This window comes from Mucispirillum schaedleri ASF457, assembly GCF_000487995.2.
Taxonomy (GTDB): domain Bacteria; phylum Chrysiogenota; class Deferribacteres; order Deferribacterales; family Mucispirillaceae; genus Mucispirillum; species Mucispirillum schaedleri.
The window spans coordinates 1,656,348-1,681,403 of the sequence record NZ_CP097562.1; the positions used below are offsets into that span (position 1 = coordinate 1,656,348).

General features: G+C 32.1%; 17 protein-coding genes. 12 read left to right on the forward strand and 5 right to left on the reverse strand.

Annotated features, from left to right (window positions below):
• The 5 genes from N508_RS07800 to dprA all read right to left on the reverse strand — a co-directional run bounded on the left by N508_RS07800 (position 1) and on the right by dprA (position 7,784).
• On the reverse strand, positions 1-1,203 hold the full coding sequence (locus N508_RS07800; RefSeq protein WP_023275862.1) for a M24 family metallopeptidase: 1,203 nt from the start codon (positions 1,201-1,203) through the stop codon (positions 1-3).
• An 843-nt stretch (positions 1,204-2,046) separates the two neighbouring features.
• A complete protein-coding gene (locus N508_RS07805; protein WP_023275863.1) occupies positions 2,047-2,964 on the reverse strand; it encodes a tyrosine recombinase XerC in 918 nt (305 codons plus the stop codon).
• Entirely contained in the window at positions 2,951-4,288 is a 1,338-nt protein-coding gene (gene trmFO / locus N508_RS07810) for a methylenetetrahydrofolate--tRNA-(uracil(54)-C(5))-methyltransferase (FADH(2)-oxidizing) TrmFO (protein WP_023275864.1), read from the reverse strand. Before trmFO ends, N508_RS07805 begins: the two co-directional genes overlap by 14 nt.
• Positions 4,289-4,310: 22 nt before the next feature.
• Positions 4,311-6,647 (reverse strand): type I DNA topoisomerase, encoded by a 2,337-nt coding sequence (gene topA, locus N508_RS07815; protein WP_051350776.1) that lies wholly within the window; start codon positions 6,645-6,647, stop codon positions 4,311-4,313.
• A 12-nt stretch (positions 6,648-6,659) separates the two neighbouring features.
• The gene (gene dprA, locus N508_RS07820; protein ID WP_179077833.1) at positions 6,660-7,784 is read right to left on the reverse strand and encodes a DNA-processing protein DprA; all 1,125 of its coding nucleotides are present in this window, start codon (positions 7,782-7,784) and stop codon (positions 6,660-6,662) included.
• 328 nt (positions 7,785-8,112) lie between these two features.
• On the opposite strand from dprA, the gene N508_RS07825 reads away from it, so the two are divergent.
• The 12 genes from N508_RS07825 (at position 8,113) to N508_RS07880 (ending at position 25,026) form a co-directional block, all read left to right on the forward strand.
• A complete protein-coding gene (locus tag N508_RS07825; protein ID WP_023275867.1) occupies positions 8,113-9,471 on the forward strand; it encodes an RsmB/NOP family class I SAM-dependent RNA methyltransferase in 1,359 nt (452 codons plus the stop codon).
• 7 nt (positions 9,472-9,478) lie between these two features.
• On the forward strand, positions 9,479-10,837 hold the full coding sequence (locus N508_RS07830; RefSeq protein WP_023275868.1) for a L,D-transpeptidase family protein: 1,359 nt from the start codon (positions 9,479-9,481) through the stop codon (positions 10,835-10,837).
• Positions 10,834-12,378 carry a M99 family carboxypeptidase catalytic domain-containing protein gene (locus N508_RS07835; RefSeq protein ID WP_023275869.1) on the forward strand — a complete coding sequence of 515 codons (1,545 nt, stop codon included), beginning with the start codon at positions 10,834-10,836 and terminating at the stop codon, positions 12,376-12,378. The genes N508_RS07830 and N508_RS07835 overlap by 4 nt, the downstream gene beginning before the upstream one ends.
• Positions 12,378-13,004 (forward strand): thiamine phosphate synthase, encoded by a 627-nt coding sequence (gene thiE, locus N508_RS07840; protein ID WP_023275870.1) that lies wholly within the window; start codon positions 12,378-12,380, stop codon positions 13,002-13,004. Before N508_RS07835 ends, thiE begins: the two co-directional genes overlap by 1 nt.
• The gene (thiL, locus tag N508_RS07845) at positions 12,991-13,920 is read left to right on the forward strand and encodes a thiamine-phosphate kinase (RefSeq protein ID WP_023275871.1); all 930 of its coding nucleotides are present in this window, start codon (positions 12,991-12,993) and stop codon (positions 13,918-13,920) included. Before thiE ends, thiL begins: the two co-directional genes overlap by 14 nt.
• Before the next feature lie 342 nt (positions 13,921-14,262).
• Positions 14,263-15,804: a flagellar assembly protein A gene (locus tag N508_RS07850; protein WP_023275872.1), complete on the forward strand. Its 1,542-nt coding sequence runs from the start codon at positions 14,263-14,265 to the stop codon at positions 15,802-15,804.
• Between the two features lie 37 nt (positions 15,805-15,841).
• A complete protein-coding gene (locus N508_RS07855) occupies positions 15,842-17,317 on the forward strand; it encodes an AAA family ATPase (RefSeq protein WP_023275873.1) in 1,476 nt (491 codons plus the stop codon).
• Between the two features lie 9 nt (positions 17,318-17,326).
• Positions 17,327-18,673, forward strand: coding sequence for a Trk system potassium transporter TrkA (trkA, locus tag N508_RS07860; RefSeq protein WP_023275874.1), 1,347 nt, complete (start codon positions 17,327-17,329; stop codon positions 18,671-18,673).
• A complete protein-coding gene (locus N508_RS07865) occupies positions 18,670-20,160 on the forward strand; it encodes a TrkH family potassium uptake protein (protein WP_023275875.1) in 1,491 nt (496 codons plus the stop codon). Before trkA ends, N508_RS07865 begins: the two co-directional genes overlap by 4 nt.
• Positions 20,157-22,424, forward strand: a complete 2,268-nt coding sequence (gene hypF / locus N508_RS07870) for a carbamoyltransferase HypF (protein ID WP_023275876.1) — start codon at positions 20,157-20,159, stop codon at positions 22,422-22,424. Before N508_RS07865 ends, hypF begins: the two co-directional genes overlap by 4 nt.
• A 129-nt stretch (positions 22,425-22,553) precedes the next feature.
• Entirely contained in the window at positions 22,554-23,417 is an 864-nt protein-coding gene (locus tag N508_RS07875) for a DUF4340 domain-containing protein (RefSeq protein WP_023275877.1), read from the forward strand.
• 613 nt (positions 23,418-24,030) lie between these two features.
• Positions 24,031-25,026, forward strand: a complete 996-nt coding sequence (locus N508_RS07880; RefSeq protein WP_023275878.1) for an NAD(P)H-dependent glycerol-3-phosphate dehydrogenase — start codon at positions 24,031-24,033, stop codon at positions 25,024-25,026.
• The last annotated feature ends 30 nt before the right edge of the window (positions 25,027-25,056 follow it).

Here is a 25,056-nt window from a genome sequence, read left to right on the forward strand (position 1 = left end):
TTATAAATATTTACCAGCAACTATTACATCGTCAGCCTGCCCGTTAATAGATACACCGCCTTCTGCTGTAACAATATATGTATGCTGCATACCTGTTACACCATAACCTTCTAATGATGAGAAAAATCCTAGATTTATTACCATATTTTCTACAAGTGGTTTATCATTGTTTTTTGATATGATAGGAAATTCGTCAACAGCAAGTCCTGTTCCCCTGCCAAGATGTGTAAGAGTGCTATCTCCAAGCCCCATAAATGTGCCTTGTATTTCTGGATGAATATTATCCATAATTTCTGTATAAATATCGCTTGCTTTTGCTCCTGATTTTAAAATAAGGACTGCCAAATCTTTTAAAGTTTTGCAGTGCTCATGCTGTCTGCGGATATAGTCTATAAGGCTGTTAAAAGCATAGCAGTATGTGCATACTGAATGATAGCCGTTAACACCAAATACTGATGGAATTGTAATTAAATCATTTTGTTTTAAGGTGATTTTACTGCTTCCAAAAAATGGGGAAGCAGCATATAACCCTGTTATACCTGCTGGAATATCATATTTATAAATATTTAATGAACTTTCACCAAAAGCCACATTTACTGTTTGAAACTCCATACCAGCTCTTTCAAAGCGAACTATACCTTGATGTCCATTTTTCATAAATTCATTAAAAATAAGCAGAGCAGCATCACGCTCTGAAATATCTTCGGTTAAAAGCTCTGGCACTATATTTGTCATAATATCAGCATGTATTGCACCTGCTTCTTTTAATATATCAAGCTCATACTTGCTTTTTACACTTCTGCACATATTCAGTGCCGTATCGCATGAATATATTTTGCCAAACTCAAATTGTGAATTAAATTCTTCTAAAAGTTTGATTGTTACAAAACTTTTGTCTACAAATGCAGGGAAGAAAACATTAAGTGCAAGCTCGTTTTTAATGTCCTGCAGTTCTTTATATGCCATAACTTTACAGTATCTTATTTCTTCGGCTGCTCTTTCTACACTTCTTTTTACAAAATATACAGGCTCTTCATCTCTTTGTATAAAAAGTATACCGTCCTGCATAGTGCCAGTGAAATAATAAATGTTTACAGGGTTAAATATAAAAATATACCGCCATGTATCATCAGCCATATCCATAAAAGTAGTAAATTTTTTAAGTCTGTTAATAAGTTCTGCACCGGGCACTTTTGAATACATAAAAGCCTCACAAATAAAATGCTGCATAAGAATAACATAAGCATATATATTTTAAAAGCACAAAATTAAATAATATAAGGTAACTATTTTGTATTGTATAAATTCAAGCTGTATTTTGGTATGTAATTTTAATAGACAGAAGTATCTTATAAAAACAATATATAAACTGCGACATTATGTCATTATAAGCGAATGCGAATAATATAATCTCTATTTATTCTGCTGTAATCACTTGCATATTCAAAAAAATCTTTTTATTTTAATTTTATAAAAGTATAAATAAAAACAGCAGGTGTGCCTGCCTGCTGTTTTAATTGTGCAAAATATGGGAGAATTGTAAGAACGAATAAATCTTACTATTTGAAAATGCTTATCACCAATAAGCCTGAGTGCTAAAAATCTTAACTAAACAACTCCTTATATAATAACTTATTTCGGCTTTTATTACTTTTTCCTGCCGATGATTATTAATACCATTATTGATAATAAAAGTCAATAAAAATTTTAAAAAAAAGAAAAAAAGTTTGATATACAGCATAACTCATTAATAATAAAATAGTTTTCATAAAAAATGTTTTTATAAATATTATTTGTAGATTATAGTTTTATATATCTTTAAGATAATAAAAATTTTTTAAACTATTAAATTAAGATAATAATAGAAAAATCCCACAAACATTTATTTATAGGATTTAGCATTTAGGATAAAGTATAATTTATTTAGGCTCTTGATTAGTATCTTTATAAACTCTTTTAACTTTTAGAAGCTTCTTTTAGTCTACGGGTTTATTTTATCATGGGTAGTGGTAAGTGTTTTTCTGAAAAATAGAGAAAAAATTTATTTTACTGCTTATCTTTTTTTGCCATAGGGTGAGATTCATCATATACTTTTAAAAGTGAAGATAAATCACTGTGGGTATATTTTTGTGTAGTGGCAAGTGATTCATGCCCTAAAAGCTCTTGTATAGAGCGTAAATCTGCACCGCCTTCAAGCAGGTGGGTCGCAAAAGTGTGCCTGAAAGAGTGTGGTGAATAATCAAGGGGAAGTCCAGCTTTTTTAAGATATGCTTCTACTACTCTGCGGACAGTTCTATCTGTCATGCGAGTGCCAAGTCTGTTTATTATTAAAGCATCGCTGTCTACTATCCTGTTATCTGCTGCAACATCATACATTACTTTATAATAATCTTTAATAAGAGATATTAGTTCTGGTGCAAGTGGCACAATCCTTTCTTTTTTACCTTTACCGCGGACAAGTATACGCATACCGTTTAAGTCAACAGCACTTCTGTCAAGCCCTACAAGCTCAGAAACACGGATACCAGTGCCATACAAAAGCTCCAATATTAAAGCATCCCGCATACCCATAGGTGTAGTTTTATCTGGCAAATCTAAAAGTGTAAAAATATCATCTATATTAAAAACAGTAGGCAGATATTTTTCTTTTTTAGGAAATTTAAGCATGCGGGCAGGGTTTTCTTCTATAATCCCCCGTCTGTATAAAAATTTAAAAAATGATTTAATAGTAGATATTTTTCTTTCAATGCTGGATTTAGAAAGCTGCCTGTCATAAAGAGTAGTAATAAATCCGCGAAGCATAAAAAAATCAAGAGATTTTATATTATCAGGCACTTTTTCATCATGAGCATAAATAGAAAGCTCGCTTAAATCTTTTGCATAGGCTGTAACAGAGTGTTCACTATATTCCCTTTCTATGCGGACAAAATTTATAAATTCTTCTATTGCGTTATCTATTTCCATAATTTTCTTTATAAAATAATTCTGCCTTTTGATATGCTGAATCTATCTGTATTTGTTTTTTTTGTTTTTTATCCCGCACTTTCTTTTCAAGTGGTGGCAGCATTCCAAGATGAAAGTTAGATGGCACATATTTTTTATTTTTAGAAAATTCAGAAATGCCAGAAATATATTCAGATAAACTTCCAAAAGCGGTGCCAGCTGGAAAATCTAAAAATGGTTTATTTTGCAAAAGTCTTGCAATCTGCAAAGATGCTATTAAGCCGCCTGCAATAGATTCATTATATCCTTCAAGACCTGTAATCTGACCTGCAATAAACAAGTTTTTATTACTATTAAAATTAAAATATCTAGAAATATGTTTTGGGCTTTCTATATATGTATTTCTATGGACAGAGCCAAACCTTAAAAACTCTGCCGTTTTTAAAGCAGGGATTTTCCTGAATATTTCAATTTGTGCTCCTATTGTCATTTTTGTCTGAAAGCCTACCATATTATATGCAGTGCATTCTTTATTTTCCTTTCTCAGCTGAATAACTGCATAAGGGCGTATATTTGTTTTCGGGTCTTCAAGTCCAACTGGTTTCATAGGTCCAAAAGTTAAAGTCTGCCTGCCTCTTTCTGCCATAATTTCCACAGGCATACAGCCTTCAAAATATGATATTTTTTCAAAATCATGGAAAGCTGTTTTTGGTGCAGCCATTATATCATCATAAAATATATTATATTCTTCTTCTGTTAAAGGAATATTAAAATAATCATCGCCACCTTTGCCGTATCTGCCAAGAAAATATCCTTTTTCCATATCAACAGTATCTGCATCTATTATAGGGCTTATTGCATCAGCAAAATATAATGCACCACCGCAGTATTCTTTTATATGTTCTGCTAAAATATCGCTTGTTAAAGGTCCTGTTGCAATAAGAAATGGAGTATCTGTATTTATAGGAAGTTCTGTTATTTCTTTATTTGTAACAGTAATATTTTTATGATTTTTTAATGAGTTAGTAATGATATTGGAAAATAATACTCTGTCAACAGCTAATGCACCGCCTGCAGGCACACTGCATTTAAGAGCAGTCTGCATAAGAAAAGAATTATAAAGCATCATTTCTTTTTTTAAAAGTCCGCTTCCTGTTGTAATATCCAATGATTTTAAACTGTTAGAGCATACAAGTTCTGCAAATTTATCAGTTTCATGGGCTGGAGTAGTTTTTAAAGGTCTCATTTCTATAAGATTAACTTTATATCCACTTTCTGCCAGCTGGTAAGCAGCTTCACTGCCTGCAAGCCCAGCCCCAGCAATTATAACATCATATTCTGCCACGAAATATCCTTATCTTTTAACTTTATTTTTTCTTAATAGGCTTTGCATTTTTACATTCTGGATAGCCAGAGCATGCGAGAAAAGCACCACGGAAACTTCTTTTTATTACCATTGGTTTGCCGCATTTTTCACATACTTCACCGCTTTCATTTGGAGTGTTTGGCTTAATACCAATAGTGCCGTCATCTTTCATTTCAATATTAGCAGTAAATTTGCATGCAGGATATCCTGAACAGGCTGCAAACATACCATTTTTACCAGATTTTAGAGTAAGTGGTTTAGAGCATTCTGGGCATTTTTCATCTAACACCTGCCCTGCTTCTAATATTTTAAACTTTCCGTCAGGAGTTCGCAGAAAGTTTTTAATATTTTTACATTCTGGATATTCTGGGCATGCTATCACTTCACCAAAGCGTGTTTTTTTAAATACAAGCTCAGCACCGCATTTTTCGCATTTTATACCAGTGCCTTCAAATGCTTTATCTTCTACAAGCTCTATTTCCCCTTTTTCATTTCTTTTAAAGTTAGATGTAAATTTACATTCTGGGTATGCAGAGCATGCAAGAAAAGCACCATTTTTACCCATTTTTATAACTAATTCACTTTTGCATATTGGGCATTTTTTATTAGTTTCTAAATTAGCAGATATTTTGCCAGTGGAAGCAGCATTTAATTCCTTATCAAAATTTTTATAAAAGTTTGATAATACATTATGCCAGTTTTCTGAGCCATCTTCTATTAAGTCTAAATCTTTTTCCATGCTTGCTGTAAATTTGACTTCAAATATTTTAGGAAAGTTTTCTATTAATATTTTATTTACAATTCTTCCAAGCTCTGTTGGGTGAAATTTTTTCTCTTGTAATTCTGTATACTGCCTTTCAACAATAGTAGAGATAATAGCAGCATAAGTTGATGGTCTGCCTATTCCCTGCTGCTCTAATGTTTTAACAAGAGTAGCTTCTGTATATCTTGGCGGGCTTTGTGTAAAATGCTGTTTCTTTTCTGTTTTATCTCTTAATGCTGGAGTATTTTCTGATATTTTAAATGAAATAGTAGTTTCATCATCTTCTTCATTTTTTACATCTTCTTCTTTGCTTTCAAGATAAAGTTTAGTAAAACCAGCAAAAGCAAGAGTTTTAGCAGATGCTTTAAATTCATAATCAAGACCTGTTAAGCGGACTACTGTTTGGTTAAATACAGCTTCTGCCATTCTGCTTGCCACAAACCTTTCCCATATAAGTTTGTAAAGCCTGTATTGGTCATTAGTTAAATATTTTTTTATATCATTTGGAGTTCTTAAAACTGATGTAGGGCGTATGGCTTCGTGAGCGTCCTGCACATTGTTTGATTTTTTAGCAGATTTTTTATTTTTTGTAACATAATCTTTTCCAAAAGTATTTTCTATATATTCTTTTGCCTGATTTTCTGCTTCTGGGGATATGCGGGTAGAGTCTGTTCTCATATAAGTGATAAGACCAACAGGACCTTCTGCAAGCTCAACACCTTCATATAAGCTTTGAGCAACTGCCATTGCTTTTTTAGCAGTAAAACCTAGTTTTCTAATAGCTTCCTGCTGCATTCTTGATGTAATAAAAGGCTCAGCAGGGTTTTGTTTAACTGCCTTTTCTTCTACACTTGTTACAATAAAATCTTTTGGCAAATCATTAAATATACTTTCTGCTTCTTTTTCTGATTTTAATTCTGCTTTTTTGCCTTTTATTTTATCAAGTTTAGCTTTTAATACACCTTTTTCTTTTGTAGCTTTGCTTTCTATATTAAAATCTGCACTGATGCTCCATGATTCAACTGGTATAAATTTTTCTATTTCTTCTTCTCTTTCGCATATTAATCTTAATGCAACAGACTGCACCCGCCCTGCAGAAAGACCGTAGCGAAGTGGTTTCCATAAAAGCGGACTTACCATATAACCTACAAGCCTGTCTAATATTCTTCTTGACTGCTGAGCATTTACTCTATTTAGATTAATATCTCCGGGATGATTTATGCCCTCTAATATACCTTTTTTAGTAATTTCATTAAAAAGCACTCGTTTAACAGGCTTATTTTTATCTATCTGGCTTGCAATATGCCATGCAATAGCTTCCCCCTCTCTATCAGGGTCAGGAGCAAGATATACAGTATCAGCTTTTTTTGCATTGCTTTTAAGTGATGATATAACTTTTTCTTTTCCTTCTATAACAATATATTTAGGCTCAAAGTTATTCTCAATATCTACACCTAATTCATTAGGCGGCAGGTCAATAATATGACCAACGCTTGCGATTACTTTGTAATCAGAGCCAAGATATTTTTCAATAGTTTTAGCTTTTGCAGGTGATTCAACAATTACCAGATTCATAATGTTACCCATTTATATTATTTTAATTATATATTTTTCATCTTGTGCTTTTTCTATTATGCCCTCAAGCTCAAGGCAGGCTATGGCACTCACAGCAGAAACAACATCAATATTTAATTTTAAGCATATATTATTTAAAGATAAAGGCTCTATGGATAAAGCTTCATATATCTTCTGCCCTGTTTCATCTCCAATTTCAAGAGATTTTGTGCTATTTTCAACAATTTCACTATTATTGTCATTCAGCTTAATTTTTAAGTCATATTGTAAATCAGAGATTATGTCAAGAGATGTTTCTAAAAATTTTGCACCCTGTCTTAAAAGAGAGTTTGTGGCACTGTTTCTGCCAACGGGAAAAGCAGGTGCTGCAAAAATCTCTCTATTTTGCTCTAATGCAAACCTGCATGTAATTAGCGAGCCGCTTTTATATCCTGCTTCAATAACTGCAATAGCTTTTGAAAGACCTGATATTATTCTGTTTCTTCTAGGGAAATTTTGCGGCAGCGGTGCTTCATCAAGAGTAAATTCACTCACCACACAGCCGCTTTTTTCTAATATTTTATCAATATATTTAGTATGTGCTGCTGGATATATGTTTGCAAGACCGCTGCCTAAAATACATGCAGTTGCACCATTTTCTATTGCACCAAGATGTGAAGCAATATCTATACCGTATGCAAAGCCGCTTACAACAGTTATGCCTACTGCTGCTAATTCTTTAGAAATTTTATATGCAAAATTTCCTGCTGATTTAGAGCAGCTTCTAGAGCCAACAACACCAACACATACATTATTTAAACATTCATAATTTCCAAGCACATAAAGCAGTGCAGGTGGAGTATATATCTCTTTAAGCATTTCAGGGTATCTTTTATCTTCAAGAGTTATAATAGATATTCCCGCATCTTCTGCACGCCTGATTTGGCTTTCAACAGCCTGCTCATTGAAAGATTTTGTAATAATCCTGTCAGCTATGGTATTTGGAATATTTGAGCCGTAAAAGAAATCTGCCTTTTCTTGAAATATGCCGGATATTGTGCCGCGTTTTTCTATAATTAAAGAGATGATAGTATCACTTAACCCTTTAATATGCTTTAATGCCATATATTCATAAACGGTATCTATAATAAACTCCATAAAATGATAATAAAAGAAAGAATATAATATAGGATACAAAATGTCAAATAGATAAATTGCAGGATAAATCATTTTTACTATATTATTTTATATAGATATTCTTTGTTATTCGTTATTAAAAACAAGTAATAAAGTTTTTAATTAAGAAAGTAGAGATAAATAATAAGGCTTTTGATATATATGAAGATTTTTTAGAAGAACATCTAAAAGCTGTTGTCAGCAGATTAAATATATTAATAGAAAAATACAGCCAAAAATAAACATATTAAATACAATTTGCTTTATATTTTCCCCTTGCATAAATTTTATTAATTTAATATGGTATGCTATGGAAAATAATTGGTTAGAGCGTTTCAGGGCGGAGTATAAGCCTTTATTAAAAGATAAGTATGATGAGTTTGAGTATGGGCTTGCATGCCCTAAATCTAAACATATCCGCATCCAGTCATCAAGAAATATTGATTATTTAAAAGAGCTTGAAAGTATATGTTCATTAGAAAAATTAAAAGAATATGATAATGTTTATAAAGCTGCAAAAAACAGTGAAAATATAGTAAACAGCATTTCTTTTCAAACTGGCGGCATATATATTATGAATCCATCATCTGTTGCACCAGCCAGTATATTAATGTCTTATATGGAAGAAAATCCTGTTATGCTTGATGTTTCTTCTGCTCCCGGTGGCAAAACATGTGCATTATCTGATATGAGTAACAGAAAAGGCGTAATAGTTGCTAATGAAATATCAGCAAGCCGTTTGAAATCACTTCACTTTAATCTGGAAAAATATGGTGCTTACAATGTAAAAACTGTTTCTATGGATGGCAGGCTTCTTCCAAATATTTTTGAAAATTCTTTTGATGGTATTCTGCTTGATGCACCATGCTCTAATGAAAATAAGATTTTCCGCAATAAAACTGTGCAGGCAGAGTGGAATAAAGAGCTTGTTGCAAGAATGGCAAATTTACAGCGTCAGTTAATAAAATCAGCCTTTTTATGTTTAAAGGAAGGCGGTGTTTTAGTTTATTCTACATGCACATTAAGTCTGGAAGAAAATGAATATGTAATAAAATATCTGCTTGATGAATTTGATAATGCAGAGCTTCTGCCATCAGGTGTTGACTATGGCAGGGGAATATCTGGAATAAATCATATTGATGAAAATGTTGCACGGATTATGCCTGATACTGATAAAATAGACGGTTTTTTTGCAGCAGCAGTTCGTAAAAAAGGCACTCTTATTCCTTATAATTTTATAAACTCTAAACTAAAAGAAAAGGAAAAAGATTTCTTTAAAAAATATTATCCAGCATTTTCTCATAATCACATATCAATCAGCGAATATGACAGACGGGGATATATAGAGACTGCTCCAGAAATCTTTAAAAAAGTAAGGTTTAAAAGGCGTGGTCTAAATATTTATAAAGATACAGGTAAACTTTTTGAGCCATCATGCCAGAGTGTATGGCAGTGGGGTTCTTTTGTTGAAGATAATATGAAATATGATATTTCAGCAGAATTGGCAGAAAATTTTTTGAAAGGGTTTGACATATCCTGTAATGATAATTATAATAATGAACTTTTATTTTTTAACAATATTCCTGTCGGCTATGCTAAAAAAGTGGACAGTAGATTAAAAAATAAATTAGACAGATATTTTTTATACGGTAAAAATATAGAGTGGTGAAAAAATAATGAAAGTATTATGCAGTATATTATGTGCATTAGTATTATCTTTTGGTATCAGCTATGCTTATGAAGAAATACCTGCTGATGCAAAAAGTCATACAGAAGATGTATCAAAACAGATGATAGCTTCTCAGGCACCTGCTGCAAAAAGCAGGCTTGGTAAAAATACTATTGTCAATTTATCTGCCAGCGGTGCAGAATTGTTACATGTTGTGCTTGTAGATAAATCTATTAAAAGGCTTTATATTGCAGTGCTTAATAATGATGGTATGGAAGTAATTAAAGAGTTTCCTATCCTTACAGGCAGAGTGGATGGTAATAAAGTAAAACAAGGGGATGAAAAAACTCCAGAAGGTGTATATTTTGTTGTTTCATACTCATCAGGTGATGAGCTTGTAAAAAAATACGGCAGCTATGCTTTAATATATGGAGCTGGCTCGTTTCCATTAAATTATCCTAATATTATTGATAAAATAGAGAAAAAAACAGGTGGCGGTATATGGCTGCATGGTGTTAAGCCTGATTTAGATAAAACATATACTCAAGGCTGTGTTGCCATGAATAACACTAATTTTGGGCTGCTTTATGATAAAATATCAATAAAAACACCAGTTATTATTGCAGAAAAGCTGTTATATTCTGATGATAAAGATTATGAAACATCAAGAAAACAACTGCTTAACACATTAAATTCATTTATTACTGCATGGCAGGATAATGATAAGGAAACTTTTAAAAGTTTAATTCACAGCAAATTTAAAACTTATAGTGGTGCAGATTATAAAAAATATACTAATAACAAAACAAATTTAATGGATAAATATCCTGATAAAGTTATCCGCAACTATAATACAAAAATATTTATGAAAGATGATGACTATACTGTTTTTGATACAAATCAGTATTACTGTGCTGCAAACCTTTCTACATATACTAATAAAAAATATTATTTTATAAAAGAAGACGGCAGATTAAAATTAATCAGTGAAGAAACATCTTCTATGCCTGTTGCAAAAGCACCAGAACTTAATAATGAAATTAAATCATTTGTGGAAAACTGGGCTGCATCATGGAGAGCTCAGGATATTGAAAAATATATGGCTAATTATGATATAAAATTTAAAACAGATAAAGAAAACTATAATCAGTGGAAATCAAAAAAAACTACACTTTTTTCACAAGGCGAAAAAATATCACTTAATATATCAAACATTAAATGGTCTTATTCAGGTGGTGAATACAGAGTGGAATTTATACAGGAATATTCATCTGGCAGTGTAAGCGATAAAGGCAAAAAAATATTAACTCTTTCAGGCTGTCCATCATTTTTTAAAATTAAGTCTGAAATATGGAGAGAAATTTGAGAGTATTAATTTATAGTTTAGTAATTTTATTTTCTACAGCAGAATTTTTATATGCAGATGTAAAAAGACCAGATACTATAAAAGAAGTATTTTTTACAGGCACAAATCATGAGCTTGAAGTTTATAAAATATATGGCAGAAAGGATGGTCCTACTATGCTTATTATTGGCGGCATTCAAGGGGATGAGCCCGGGGGACTTTTATCTGCTGATTCATATGCTGATATAAAACTTGAAAAAGGTAATCTGATAGTCATACCACGCACAAATTTTTATTCCATTATGCTTTTTAACAGGGAAGTAAAAGGTGTTGATATGAACAGGCTTTTTGATAAAGCTCCAAATGACTGGCAGGGAGATATTGTTAATAAAATAAAAGAATATATGAAAGAATCTGATATTTTTTTAAACCTGCATGACGGCTGGGGATTTCACTATCCAGAACATATAAACTGGCATAAAAGTCCAGATAGATTTGGCTATTCTGTTATTGTAGATGAAGAAGAATTTACATGCAGTAATGGAACAACTTTAAAACTTGGAGAAATGGCAAAAAAAGCAATGGAAGCAGCAAATGCAAAAATCCCTGATGACGACCCTAAAAAACATTACTTTAACACAGAAACAAACAAAAGCTCAAGCCGTTTTCAAAATATGAAAAAATCAGCCACATGGTATGCAGTGTCTGATTTATGTATCCCTGCTTTTGGTATAGAAGGCTCTAAAAATATGAAACTTGACAAAAATGTCCTGTATCATAATTATGTAATAAATGAGTTTATGAAAAATGCAGGTATAGAAATAGAATACCCTAACACTCATACTTATGAGCCTGAATTTACTGGGGCAGTTATAAAAGTGCATAATGATGAGCTTTTTATCCGCAGTGGAAAAGTGCTGGAAGTGAAAAAAGGCAGTGTAATAAAGGTGACAGAAATATTTGCAAATCATAAGCGTGGCATAACATGCGATATTGTAGATTTTGGAAACTTAAATGACATAAATAAAGACTATAAAGTAGAAAAAGACAGCAGAATTATTTTCCGTAAAGATAATATTGTTATGGGCAGTGTTACTGTTAAAGCTGTTGAGCAGGTCAGTAATATAATAACAGCAGAAAATACTAAAAATAAAGAAATAGAAATACCTGTTAAAGAGCATAAACAGGTAGAATTGAGCAAAGAAGAAAGCAAAATCATTTTAGAGCCTAACATAAAATATTTTCACTTAATTATTGATGGTAAAGATATACATATAAAAAATGGAGATAAAATCCATATAAAAGACAGCTCAAAAGTAGTATTTGTAAAACTTTTAAGCTCAAAAGTGCAGGACTATAATGTAGCTATTAATTTTAAGGGCTGGTTTCCTGCTGATATTTCTGCAAATATTGGTGATGACAGAGGGTATGAAATAATTTTTCCACCTGCAAATATTTTAAAAAAATATTCTGTAGGTCAAAAAGGCAAGCTTTATCCAGTGGTCGCTCATGATGCTGCTAAAAAGCAGGATATAGCAAAAATTTTAGTAGAGCTTGATTAATGGAGCTGTCAGAAAAACTTAAACTTTATTTGGTATTAGAAACAAAATATTTGCAGCTGCCTTTAAGTGATTTTTTAGAAAATGTAATTAAAGGCGGGGTAACCATTGTGCAGCTTCGCAATAAATCACAAAATTTAGATGAAAAAATCAAATATGCTTATATAGTAAGAGAAATTACTGCAAAGTATAATACTTTATTTCTAATGAATGACAGCATAGATATGGCAGTAAAAGTTTATGCAGATGGTGTGCATATTGGCATAAATGATGGTAATGCTGCATTAATCAGACAGAACTTTAAAGATATGATTATAGGCTATTCCTGCAATAATATGGAAGATGTAGAGATTGCAAACAAATATGCAGATTATGCAGGCATTGGACCTTTTACAGAAACATACACTAAAAAAGACCACAGGCAGATTTTAGGTGCAGAAGGTATATATAAAATAAATAATACATTAAAAATCCCTGCTGTTGCAATAGGCGGCATAAATATTGAAAGGGCAGCAGAAGCATTGAAATCAGGCGTAAAAGGTCTTGCAGTATCATCATTTTTATGCAAATCAAAGACACCTTATGATGATGCAAAAAGGCTTTTGGATATTATAAATGAAAGAATTTGAGTTTATTTCGTATCTAGAAAAAAGCATAATAAATAAAAATAAATATATAGGCGATGATGCAGCCCTGATTTATAACAGGCTGCTCGTATCAAAAGACATAATATCTGAAAATATCCACTTTTTACCATCTACCCCGCTGAAATATGTAATTCATAAACTTTTTACATGCAATATAAGCGATATTGCATCAATGGGTGCTGTATCAAAATATGTGCTTTTAGGGCTTGCTTTAAAAGATAAGTCATATTTAAAAAATATTATACCATTAATAGAAGAAGAATGTAATTTTTATAATGTGGAACTTGCAGGGGGAGATACTGCATCATCTGAACGAAATTTTTTTTCATTAACAGTGCTTGGAGAAAAGGGCAGAAATATAATATACAGAAGTGGTGCAGAAAAAGGGGATATAATATTTATTTCACGCCCACTTGGCAGGTGCAGAATATCTCTAGAAAAAGAATTAAATCAAAATTCCTGTAATATAGATAAATATTACCACTATTCAGTTAATGCAGAAGATAAGCTGGGAATATATCTTGGCAGTATAGATGGCATAACATCTATGACAGATATAAGTGACGGTTTAGGAGTAGATTTAAATAATATTGCTCTATCATCAAATAAAAAAGCTGTGATAGAGTATAACCGCCTTGATTTATCATATTTAGATGAATACGGCATAGATAATTTTGATTATTTTATTTCATCAGGTGAAGAATTTGCTTTGGTTTTTACAGTAAAGAATTATCTTGCATCAAAAATACAAAAAGATATTTTAGATTATTTAAATATAAATATAATCCCTGTTGGCAGAATAGAAGATGGCAGTGGTATTTATTTAGAAAAAGATGGATATTTGCAAAAAATAGATGTGGCAGGATACGAACATTTTAATAAAAATGGCAGTATTTAGTATAAAATTCTGTTTTGTATAATAAATTTATACAGCTTAAAAATAAATACTTCGTCTTTGGTTCAGTAAGACACGGAAGCAGATTCAATAAGACAATGCAGTGACAGAAATTGAACTTACTCAAAAAAGTTGGACTAGCCATATAATGAGTGTATATGGCAAGAAAGTATAGTTATGAGTTTAAGAAATATTTAATAACAGTCTTAGAGAGTAAATATACTTAATATTTATTATTTACCTTTATTTTTAACTCTAAAAATGGTGTATAAAGTAGAAAACTATTGCTTTTATATATTATATCTATTACTATAAAGTGTTATACTATAATATTTTAGAGGTCTTATGACTATTCGTATTGCTGGAGAGCAGGATAAACATCAGCTTGATTTTGCAGCTCGTAATATATATACACTGCCAAATGATGAATATAGGGTGCTGCCCTCATCACTTAAAGATGGAGATTATATTTTAGAGATTAAAACTATCAGGATTATTGAGCCTATTATTAAAGTTTTAGTTTCTGATGATATGCTTAGTGCAAGAGTGTCTTTCTATCCAGGTATAAATACAGATAGAAAAATAAAATATCAAGATGTAATTCTTAATTTAACAGAAAAACATAAAATCAGTCCGAAAAATATTGATGATAAAGCCTTAAAAGAAGCAATAGAGCTTTTAAATGAGGGATATATTGTAGAAGGTATATTAGTATGCCAGGGCACTCCGCCAGTTCAAGGCAAAGATGCTAATATAGAATATCTTTTTGAAAAACCTAATATAAAACCACAACTTTTACCAAATGGTAAAGTAAATTATAGAGAGTTTACAAAATTTATCTTTGTAAGTAAAGACCAGCTTATTATAAAACGCACTCCACCAGATAAAGGCATGGATGGCAGAGATATTTCTGGTAATATAATAAAAGCTCAAGAGGGTATAGATAAAAGTGTAGAAGTAGTTGAAGGAGTATACTCTAATTTAGAGAAAACTGAATACCGCTCAAAATATAATGGTCATATAATATTAAGCGGCAATACAGTAAGTGTTTTGCCTATGCTGCAGGTTAATGGTGATGTAAATATGCATACAGGCAACCTAAGATTTGAGGGGACTATTCAAATTACAGGCAATGTTCAGTCAGGGTTTATTATTGATGCTGATGATATTATAGTAGATGGTATAGTTGAAAATGCTGAATTAAAAGCATCTAATTCTATTATTATAAAAACAGGAGTTAAGGGTATTATCAATAAAGGCTCTATCAAGGCAGGTGGCAATATTTCAGTAGGATACTGTGAAAATGCAAATATTTCTGCAGGCGGCGAGCTAAGTATTGAGAAATACTGCTTTAATTCAAATATAGAAGCAGCACAGGTTACTGCTCTTGGTAAAGATACAATTATCAGCGGTGGAGTATTAGATATATTTTCTGAACTGCATGCTACACATTTAGGCTCAAAAAATTCTGGTAAAATGGAAATTAATCTTGGTTATTCACCACTTTTGCAAAATAAGGCAGAGAAAATCAAAGTTGAAATAAATCAGTTAAGCGAATCTATGGAAAAGATAAATGATGTTTTATCAAAATTAAATATCAAGGACCCTAAAATAAAAAGCAATCCAAAAGTAAAAATGCTGATTGACAGCTCTGATGCTTTTAAACGCAGACTTCCACTGCTTGAAAGAAAGTATAATGATTTAATGCAGAAATCTGTTTGTGATGCACCTAAAATAATAGTGGAAGATATAATATATCCTGGTGTTGAAATTAAAATGTTAAATATTTCAAGAAAAATAAAATCAGAAATGAGCCGTGTAGAATTTACATATAATGAGATTTCAAGAGAAATAACAAATAAACCTATACAAAATAGAGAAGTATAATAGATATATAAAACAGATAGAGGCATACAAGAAAAAAATGAGAACATTTACAGAATTTTTTGGCTTTTACCAAGACCCTTTTAAAAGAACTCCTGATGTAGATTTTTACTACCCAACACAAATGCATATAGAGGCATTAGATACTTTACAGTATTTAATACATTCTGATGAGCCATTTGCTGTTTTAACAGGGGAGCCCGGCACAGGTAAAACTATTACTATTAAAAAATTTATTAATGAGCTGCCATCAAATATAGTTTCTGCATATATATTATTTCCAAACCTTACTCCAGAGGAGCTTTTTATGGCAATACTGGAAGATTTTAATATACATGTAGATAAATCACTTACTAAAAATGCTCTTTTTGCAAAACTTCGTGATTTTTTAATAGAGATAGGCTCAGAAGGTAAAAAAGCGGTTATTATTATTGATGAGGCACAAAATCTGCCAAATGAAACTCTGGAAGAACTGCGTCTTTTATCTAATTTGGAAACAGAAAAAGACAAACTTTTAAAAATCATTTTAGCAGGTCAGCCAGAGCTTGATGAAAAATTAAATGAAGAAAGTTTAAGACAGCTAAAACAGCGTGTAACTTTATATGTTAAACTTGATAATATTAAGCAGGAAGATATAAAAAATTATATTTATTCCCACCTTGAAAAAGCTGGTAAAAGTTATGTAAAAATCCACAGTGGAGTTGTTAAGCGTATTGCTAAAATTACAAAAGGTAATCCTAGGCTTATAAATACTCTTATGGAAAGAACAATTATTGCTGCTTTTTTAGATAATTCTCATACTATTAATGAAAACCATTTAATAAGTGCATTATCCAGTGTTAATAATGTAATGGCAACAGTTCATAAGAAAAAGAGCGGTAAAGCAAAACATACAGTTATTGCAGCAGTTATCGGATGTCTTGCATTATTAGTCGGCTTTTTAGGTGCAGATAAAATATTTAATTTAAAAACTGAAAAACCTGCTGCACAAATTGCTGTAAATACTTATACTCCACAGGCAGCAGAAAATACTGCACCAGCAAAGGAATATACTGAGAATGCATTAAATAATAATGATATATATACAGATATTACAGCAGAGACCGTGGAAAATAATGCAGCATTAGTGCCAGATAATCAAGAAACTGCAAATATTACAGAACAGTATGCTGCAAATAATACAAATCAGCATACTGAAAATATTCAAATAATTCAAACTACACCTTATGTTCCTACGGTTTCGCAAGATGTAAATAATATTTATCAGGCAGAAGAACAGCCTGTAATAGAAGAACCAGAACCTGTTGTTAATAGACCAAAAGATGTGTATATACTAGCTGATTCTTTAAATGTGCGTGCAATTCCAAGTCTTGAATCTGCCCGTATTGCATCTGCAACAGTTGGTCAGAAATACGAGTATGTTTCTGAAAATGAAAACTGGGTGCAGATACAAATTTCACCAATACTTACAGGCTGGGTATTTAAACAGTATGTAAGCATTTCAGAAAGACCATAGGGAAATAAAATGAATATTGTTATAGTGGGTGCTGGTGAAGTCGGCACTCATATTGCATCACAGCTTGTGGCAGAACAAAAAGATGTAGTTATCATAGAAAAAGACCCAGAATGTGCTGCAAAAGCATCTAATATGCTAGACTGTCTTGTGATAACTGGAGAAGGCTCAAATGTAGATATTCTTAAACAGGCAGGAGCAGAAAATGCAGATATTTTTATTGCTGCTACAAGTGTAGATGAAGTAAATATGATATCCTGCTTTGTGGCAGGCAGTGCATTTAATACACCTGTAAAAATAGCCCGTGTAAGAAATGTTGACTATATGCGTGGCGGGCTTTTAAAAAATTCATCAATTGGTATAGATTACCTTGTAAATCCGGAAATTGAAGCTGCTTTTGATATTGTGCAGACAGTTCTGCATGGTGCATCAAGTGGTATATTTGCATTTCAAGGAACAAATGCCCAGCTGCGTGACTTTTTAGTAAAGGATGACAGTATTTTTAACGGAGTATTAGTCAAAGATATACGCTCTATTATTGACCAGAATTTTATTATAGCAGGTGTTTTGCGTAATGAAATGCTGCATATTCCAAAAGGTGATTTCCAAATCTTAACAGGTGACCATATATATATTGTTGCTCTTGGCAAATCTTTTAATAAAATATTAACTCGTGCCGGTATGACTGTTGATAAGCTCAAAAGAATAGTGCTTGTAGGTGGTGGATTAATTGGCAAGCATATTGCAGGTATGCTTATTGAAGACGGCAAAGATGTTCGTATTATTGAAAAAGATTATGAAAGGTGCAAGGAGCTTTCTGCTCTTTATCCAGAAGCTACTGTTATTAATGGCAATATTTCAGACCAGGATGTATTTGAAGAAGAAAATATTGCTTATACTGATGCCATAATTACAACAACTCAAAGCGAAGAGTTAAATATTCTTGCAGGGGTTTATGCAAAAAGCAAGGGTGTAAAACGAGCTGTAGCATTAATTGATAAATTAAACTATACCACTCTAGCTACAAATTTAGGAATAGATTCCTGCATTAGTGCTAAACTTAGTTCAGTAGATGCAATACTTAAATTTATCCGTAAAGGAAATATTAAAAATGTATATACAATATTTGAAGGTCAGGCAGAAGCTATTGAGTTTATAGTTGGCAGCAGTAATAAGAATATTATAGGCAAAAAAATAATGGATTTAAAATTTCCTTCAGGCTGTCTGATTATTGCAGTGCAGCGTCATAGAAAAACAATTATTCCAACAGGTTCACTTGTAATAGAAGAAGGGGACAGTATTATTACATTTGCAGCTCATGATGAAATAAGCAGGCTTGAGGAGCTTTTTAATAAATGATACACCAGTTAAGATTAATATTACGACCTATTGTATTTATTAACTTAATACTTTCATGTTTTATGGGTTTTTGTGGTATCTACGCACTTATTTATAGTGAACATAATGAGGCTGTATCTTTTTTTCAAACAATGGCTGTAATTATTATCTTATCTGCTGTTTTTGCTTTTTTTTCAAAAAGCAGAGAGAAAAAAAGTATTACAATAAGAAGCGGTTTTGTGCTTGTTGTGTTTATATGGGTGTTTACATGTATTGTTGGTGCACTTCCATATTATGTATCAGGTGCAATGTCTAATATATATGATGCAATATTTGAATCTGCTTCTGGATTTACAACAGTAGGTGCATCTATTTTGTCAGATATAGAAGGGCTGCCAAAATCTATTCTTTTATGGCGGGCAATTTCTCACTGGATGGGTGGTGGCGGAATAATTGTATTATCAGTTGCAATACTTCCACTTTTAGGTATTGGCGGCACCCATCTTATGCATGTAGAAACAACAGGTGTTACAAAGGAAAAGCTTACTCCACGCATAACTCAGACTGCAAAATATATATGGATATTATATCTTTCATTAAATATTATAGGTATAGTGCTGCTTTCTTATGGCGGAATGAATCTGCTTGATGCTTTTACTCATGCGTCAAGTGCTATTGCAACAGGTGGCTTTTCTAATAAAAATAATTCAGTTGCATATTTTTCATCAGCATATATTGACTGGGTTTTAACAGTATTTATGTATATTGGCTCACTTAATTTTTTAGTATTAATAAAAACTGTTCGCGGTAATTTTAAAAGTATAATAAATGATTCTGAAATAAAGTTTTTTACACTGATTATAGTTTTAATATCTGCATTAGTTTCCATTTTCTTATATATTCAGCCAAATGGGTTTACTGGAATGGATGGAAAAACTTATACATCTTTATTAGATGCAGTAAGGTTTGGCACATTTCAGGTAGTGTCAGTTATCAGCACAACAGGTTATGCAACAGCAGATTATAATTTATGGCACCCAGCTGCTCAAATATTAATATTTGTGCTGTTTTTTATTGGCGGTTCATCTGGCTCTACAAGCGGTGGTATAAAAGTTATCCGCCATATTATTATGATTAAACAGGCAGTAATAAATATAAAATCTCTCATACATCCAAAAGGTGTTTTTACAATGCGTCTTAATGGAAACCCTGTATCTAATAAAGTAGTTATTACTGTTATGGGTTTTATTGTGGTTTATATGGTTACTTTATTTGTCGGTGCATTTATTGTAGCATTAAGCGGAGTAGTTACACCAACTGAAGCACTTGGTGCAATGCTTGGCTGCCTTGGCACTGTTGGACCCGGTTTTGGAGCATTAGGACCTGCAAGTAATTACGGATTTCTGCCAGACTTTGTAAAATTAACTCTTTCTATATCAATGATTATAGGTCGTTTAGAATTATTTACTGTATTTATTCTTTTCAGTCCATGGTTTTGGAAAAAATGATTACACGGCAGATAACAATACAAGGAATAGTGCAGGGAGTAGGGTTTAGACCTTTTATAAAAAATTTAGCAGACAGTATGCAAATAAAAGGCTCAGTCATCAATACAAGTATGGGAGTTATTATAAAAGCAAACCTTTGGGATGATGAGCTTGATAAGTTTATTATAAAAATAAAGGAAAATGCACCTGCTTTATCCCATATTGCAAGTATTGATATAAAAGATATTAAGCATATAGATTATAATAATTTTTCTATTGAAACTTCAAAAGAGTTAGGAGGCATTACTCTTATACCGCCAGATATTGCAGTATGTGATGAATGCAGAAGCGAAATTTTAGATATAAGTGAAAGAAGATTTTTCTACCCATTTACTAACTGCACAAACTGCGGACCAAGATATTCTATAATTGAAAAACTTCCCTATGACAGATGCAATACTACAATGAAAGATTTTAAAATGTGTGATGACTGTTATGATGAATACACAAATACAAGCGATAGAAGATACCATGCTCAGCCTGCAGCATGTGGGGAATGCGGTCCAAAAGTAACCCTTAACTATAAGGGCAGAATAATTGAAAATCAGGAAGAAGCCTTTAAAAAAACAGCAGATTATATTGATAATGGCGGCATTGTGGCTGTTAAAGGTTTAGGCGGCTATCATTTAATATGCAGTGCAGAAAACGATAGTGCAGTATTAAAATTAAGGCAGTTAAAAAAACGCAATACTAAGCCTTTTGCAGTTATGGCAGAAAATATTCAGACTATTAAACGATATGCAGTTATTCCAAAAATTGTGGAAGATACTCTTAAAAGTGCAGAAAGTCCAATAGTTATTTTTGAATGGTTCAGGCGGCCGTTTTCTGATTATGTATCACCTGATTCAAATAAAATAGGCATAATGACAGCATATACTCCACTTCATATTATATTATTTCAGTATATGAAAACAAAATTTATTATAGCTACAAGCGGAAACCATAGAGATGAGCCTATTGCTAAAAATCAGTCAGAAGCAGAAAAAAATTTAAGTGAATTTACTGATGTTTTTCTGCATCACAGCAGGGAAATTTTTCAAAGAGTAGATGACAGTGTATGTGCATTAGCTGATTATGGCTATATACTTTTCAGGCGGGCAAGGGGCTATGCTCCATATCCTGTTGCACTAAAAAATGATAATCAGGAAGAAATATTTGCAGCAGGGGCAAACCTTAAAAGCTCACTGCTCTTTTATAAATCAGGTTTTGCGTTTTTAAGCCAGTATATTGGTGATTTAGACAATATTGAAACAGAGCAGATGTATGAAGAAGTGCATAATAATATGAAGTCACTTTTTAATATTAACCCATCTGCTGCAATAGTTGATTATCACAGCCAGTATCGCTCTACAGTTTTTGCAGAAAATAAATATAAAAAAATATATAAAGTGCAGCATCATACCGCCCATTTTGCATCATGTCTTGCAGAAAATTCATATTATGATAATGCAGTAGGGATAGTTATGGATGGTTTTGGATTAGGGGCAGACAATAAAGCATGGGGTGGGGAAATATTTGTAAAAGAAAAAAATATTATTACAAGATATGCTCATATAGAAAATTATATTCAGCCGGGGCTTGATTCTGCTGCTAAAAACCCTGTCCGTATGGTTATATCATACCTTTATACTGAAAATCTGCTTGATAAAATAATGGATAAGTTTACATATTCAGGATATACTTGCGAGCAGGAAGTATCACTTATAAAAATGGCAGTTGATAATAGAATAAATTCTATAGAAACAAGTGCAGCAGGCAGGCTTTTTGAAAGTGCAGGTTCACTTGTTTTAAATAAACGCTCAAATGAATATGAAGGCGAGCTTGCTGTTTTATTTGAAAACTATGCCTGTAAAGATATAAAAGAAAGCTATAATTTTTTGTATGAAGATAATAAAATAAAGCTTTCAAAAGTATTTGAAGAAATGGTAGATGATATATTAAATAATCAGGATATTAAAATAATTTCATCAAAATTTCATAACGGCTTTGCAAATGTTATATATGATATTTGTGTTGATATTAGGAATAAATTCGGTATTACAGCTGCTGCACTATCAGGCGGTGTTATGCAGAATATATTTTTAAGCAGTAAAATATATAATATGCTTACAAAGGATGGTTTTATAGTTCTTACCCATAAAAAAGTCCCTGCAAATGATGCTGGCATTGCATTAGGTCAGCTATACTGCTGTCTTAATAATATTATATTAAAAAGTGTAGAATAATATATACTGTTTAAAGCGGAAATAATTAATAAACATCTTTCATTATAGTTTACATTTATTACTTTTTTATTAAACTACTTGTTAAATTTTCCGATATAGTGTATTATTAAAAAAATCAAGGAGGATTTTATGCTGTGGGCTAATATTGGAATTATTGTTTTAGTGTTAATTTTAGCAAGTATATATTTTCTCCCATACAGAAAGCTTAAAGGAAAAGTTTTTAAAAAACTTTTGCCAGATCCGTCAGGCATTACTGCTATGGAATATAGAACAGCGGCATACAGCCTGCAGTTGGAAAAGCGAAACGGAATATGGTATATTATAGATTCTGACTGGGAAGCAGATAAATCAAGAGTTACAAAATTATTAAACAGACTGCGTGATTTAAATGTTGATGAAAGGATAACAGGGTCTCAAGATGACCCAGAATTCAACATTGGCAGTAACGGATATTTAATATTAGATTATGAAGGCAAAATTACTAATATTGCAATAGGAAACAGGGTGGAGCATGACGAAGATTATGTTTATATTACAAAATCTGGTGACCCTGATATATTAGTTGTTCATTCGGGTGCATTAAGTCTTCTTTCAAAAGATGGTCAAAGTTTTTCTGATACTGTTATTTTTGAAGCATATTATCCGCAGATAAAAAGTGTGGAAGCAAGTTTAGGCAGTGATTATTTTACACTGCACTGCACTGAAAATGGCTGGCTGATTGATGGAAAAAATCTTATAAAAGAAGAAAAAGCACAGACTTTTATAGAAACACTTCTTGCTGCAGAAGCTTTAGGGTTTGTAGAAGATGAAAATATTAAACTTCCGCAAAGACCAACAGCAACAATTACAATGAAAGTAAACAGACGCAGTGTAATAAGATATTTCTTTGCAATACCAAGCCTGCAGGATAAATTTTTAATGCCTTTAAAGGGCAGAATACTCTATGTAGAAAAAGATGTGGTAAAACAAATCTTTGCTTTTACAGGCAGATAATTTCGTTTTTATTATAGTTTATAAAGTGGATTAGTCTAATTTTTTGGATAAATTCAGTATCTTATCTATCCTTTATTTTCAAATTTTATCCAGCTACGGACTTTTGATTCCATCGCTACTCGCTCGGAAAGTCCTTGCGTCGCAAAAACGGGGTCTTGCCCATGTTAATGGCAAGCTGTTTTCTATACTCGGAGCGGAGCGTAGTAAAAGATGCTCCCCATGAATTTGAAAAAATACGCTTGGTCGCAGTAAATGCTCCCGTCACTTTCGCTATGCGACGGGACTTCCTGTCCCTACATTGTCTTGCTGAACCTGATTTTGTGTTATACTGAGATTGATTTACAAGAGAAGTATATAAAAACAAGATAGTTTAAGCATATTATGCTCTGCTGTAATAGATATAATTTAGATTTTTCGCCTTTAAAAATCAGGCTCAAAATAGCTGCAAACCAAAATCTTATATTTCAAATTCCTTTTGTTATTTTATCAATAATTTGTGTGTTTTTATAAAAAATTTTATTTGATATATTTATTATGCTTTATTTTCTTGCAAAATATTATTATAATCATTTCATATTTTTATAAGATTATTTATATGTATTTGGAGGATAAATTGAATAATAAAGTAGCAGTTATAGGTGGCGGCAGTTTTGGAACAGCTTTAGCAACACTTGCAGCCTCAGACGGCAGAGAAGTAGTAATGTATGTTAGAGAAGAAGAAATAATAAAAGCTATTAATGAAGCTCATGTAAATCCGGTATTTTTACCTGATTTATTACTTCCTAAAAATGTATCAGCAAAACCAATGAGTGATATAGAAAACTGTGATGCAGAATATATTATATGGTCAGTGCCTTCTCAGTTTACAAGAAGTATGGCAAAAACTTATGCAAAAAGTTTAACTGGTAAAAATATTCTGCTTGCTACAAAAGGTGTAGAAATATCATCAGGGCAGCTTATGCTTTCTGTTATATCAAGCGAAGTAACAGCAAAATACTCTGTGCTTTCAGGACCTTCTTTTGCAAAAGAGCTGGCTCGTAAAAAGCCTACTTCTGTCTCTATTGCTTCATATTCTGCTTCTCTTGCTAAATGGTGGCAGGAAACTCTGTCCTGTGATTATTTCAGAGTATATACTACTGATGATATGATAGGGCTTGAAGTAGGCGGTGCAGTTAAAAATGTAATAGCCATTGCAACAGGTTTAAGTGACGGTATGGGGCTTGATAATAATGCAAGAGCTGCATTGATTACAAGAGGGCTCGCAGAAATTACACGCTTTGGGCTTGCATACGGTGCAAAAAGAGAAACATTTGTGGGGCTTTCAGGTCTTGGAGATTTAGTTTTAACATGCACTGGTGAGCAGTCAAGAAATTACAGTGTTGGCAAACTTTTAGCTCAGGGTAAAGATATTGATGAAATAACTCACTCTATCAAAATGGTAGCAGAAGGTGTGCCTACTGCAAAAGCTGTATATTTAGCAGCACAGGAAAGAGGTGTGCAGATGCCAATATGCACAGAAGTGTATAAAATAATATATGAAAGAAAAAATTCTAAAGATTCTGTAAGAGATTTAATGACAAGACCATTGACTATGGAAATGCCATATTAAGATAATTAATAATAAAGAGAAAAGGAGAAA

Coding starts and splice junctions, on each gene's coding strand:
- N508_RS07865 (WP_023275875.1), top strand. CDS start 18,670: ATGATACACCAGTTAAGATTAATATTACGACCTATTGTATTTATTAAC.
- N508_RS07875 (WP_023275877.1), top strand. CDS start 22,554: ATGCTGTGGGCTAATATTGGAATTATTGTTTTAGTGTTAATTTTAGCA.
- N508_RS07830 (WP_023275868.1), top strand. CDS start 9,479: ATGAAAGTATTATGCAGTATATTATGTGCATTAGTATTATCTTTTGGT.
- N508_RS07850 (WP_023275872.1), top strand. CDS start 14,263: ATGACTATTCGTATTGCTGGAGAGCAGGATAAACATCAGCTTGATTTT.
- dprA (WP_179077833.1), bottom strand. CDS start 7,784: ATGGAGTTTATTATAGATACCGTTTATGAATATATGGCATTAAAGCAT.
- N508_RS07855 (WP_023275873.1), top strand. CDS start 15,842: ATGAGAACATTTACAGAATTTTTTGGCTTTTACCAAGACCCTTTTAAA.
- N508_RS07800 (WP_023275862.1), bottom strand. CDS start 1,203: ATGTATTCAAAAGTGCCCGGTGCAGAACTTATTAACAGACTTAAAAAA.
- thiL (WP_023275871.1), top strand. CDS start 12,991: ATGAAAGAATTTGAGTTTATTTCGTATCTAGAAAAAAGCATAATAAAT.
- N508_RS07805 (WP_023275863.1), bottom strand. CDS start 2,964: ATGGAAATAGATAACGCAATAGAAGAATTTATAAATTTTGTCCGCATA.
- N508_RS07825 (WP_023275867.1), top strand. CDS start 8,113: ATGGAAAATAATTGGTTAGAGCGTTTCAGGGCGGAGTATAAGCCTTTA.
- topA (WP_051350776.1), bottom strand. CDS start 6,647: ATGAATCTGGTAATTGTTGAATCACCTGCAAAAGCTAAAACTATTGAA.
- thiE (WP_023275870.1), top strand. CDS start 12,378: ATGGAGCTGTCAGAAAAACTTAAACTTTATTTGGTATTAGAAACAAAA.
- trkA (WP_023275874.1), top strand. CDS start 17,327: ATGAATATTGTTATAGTGGGTGCTGGTGAAGTCGGCACTCATATTGCA.
- hypF (WP_023275876.1), top strand. CDS start 20,157: ATGATTACACGGCAGATAACAATACAAGGAATAGTGCAGGGAGTAGGG.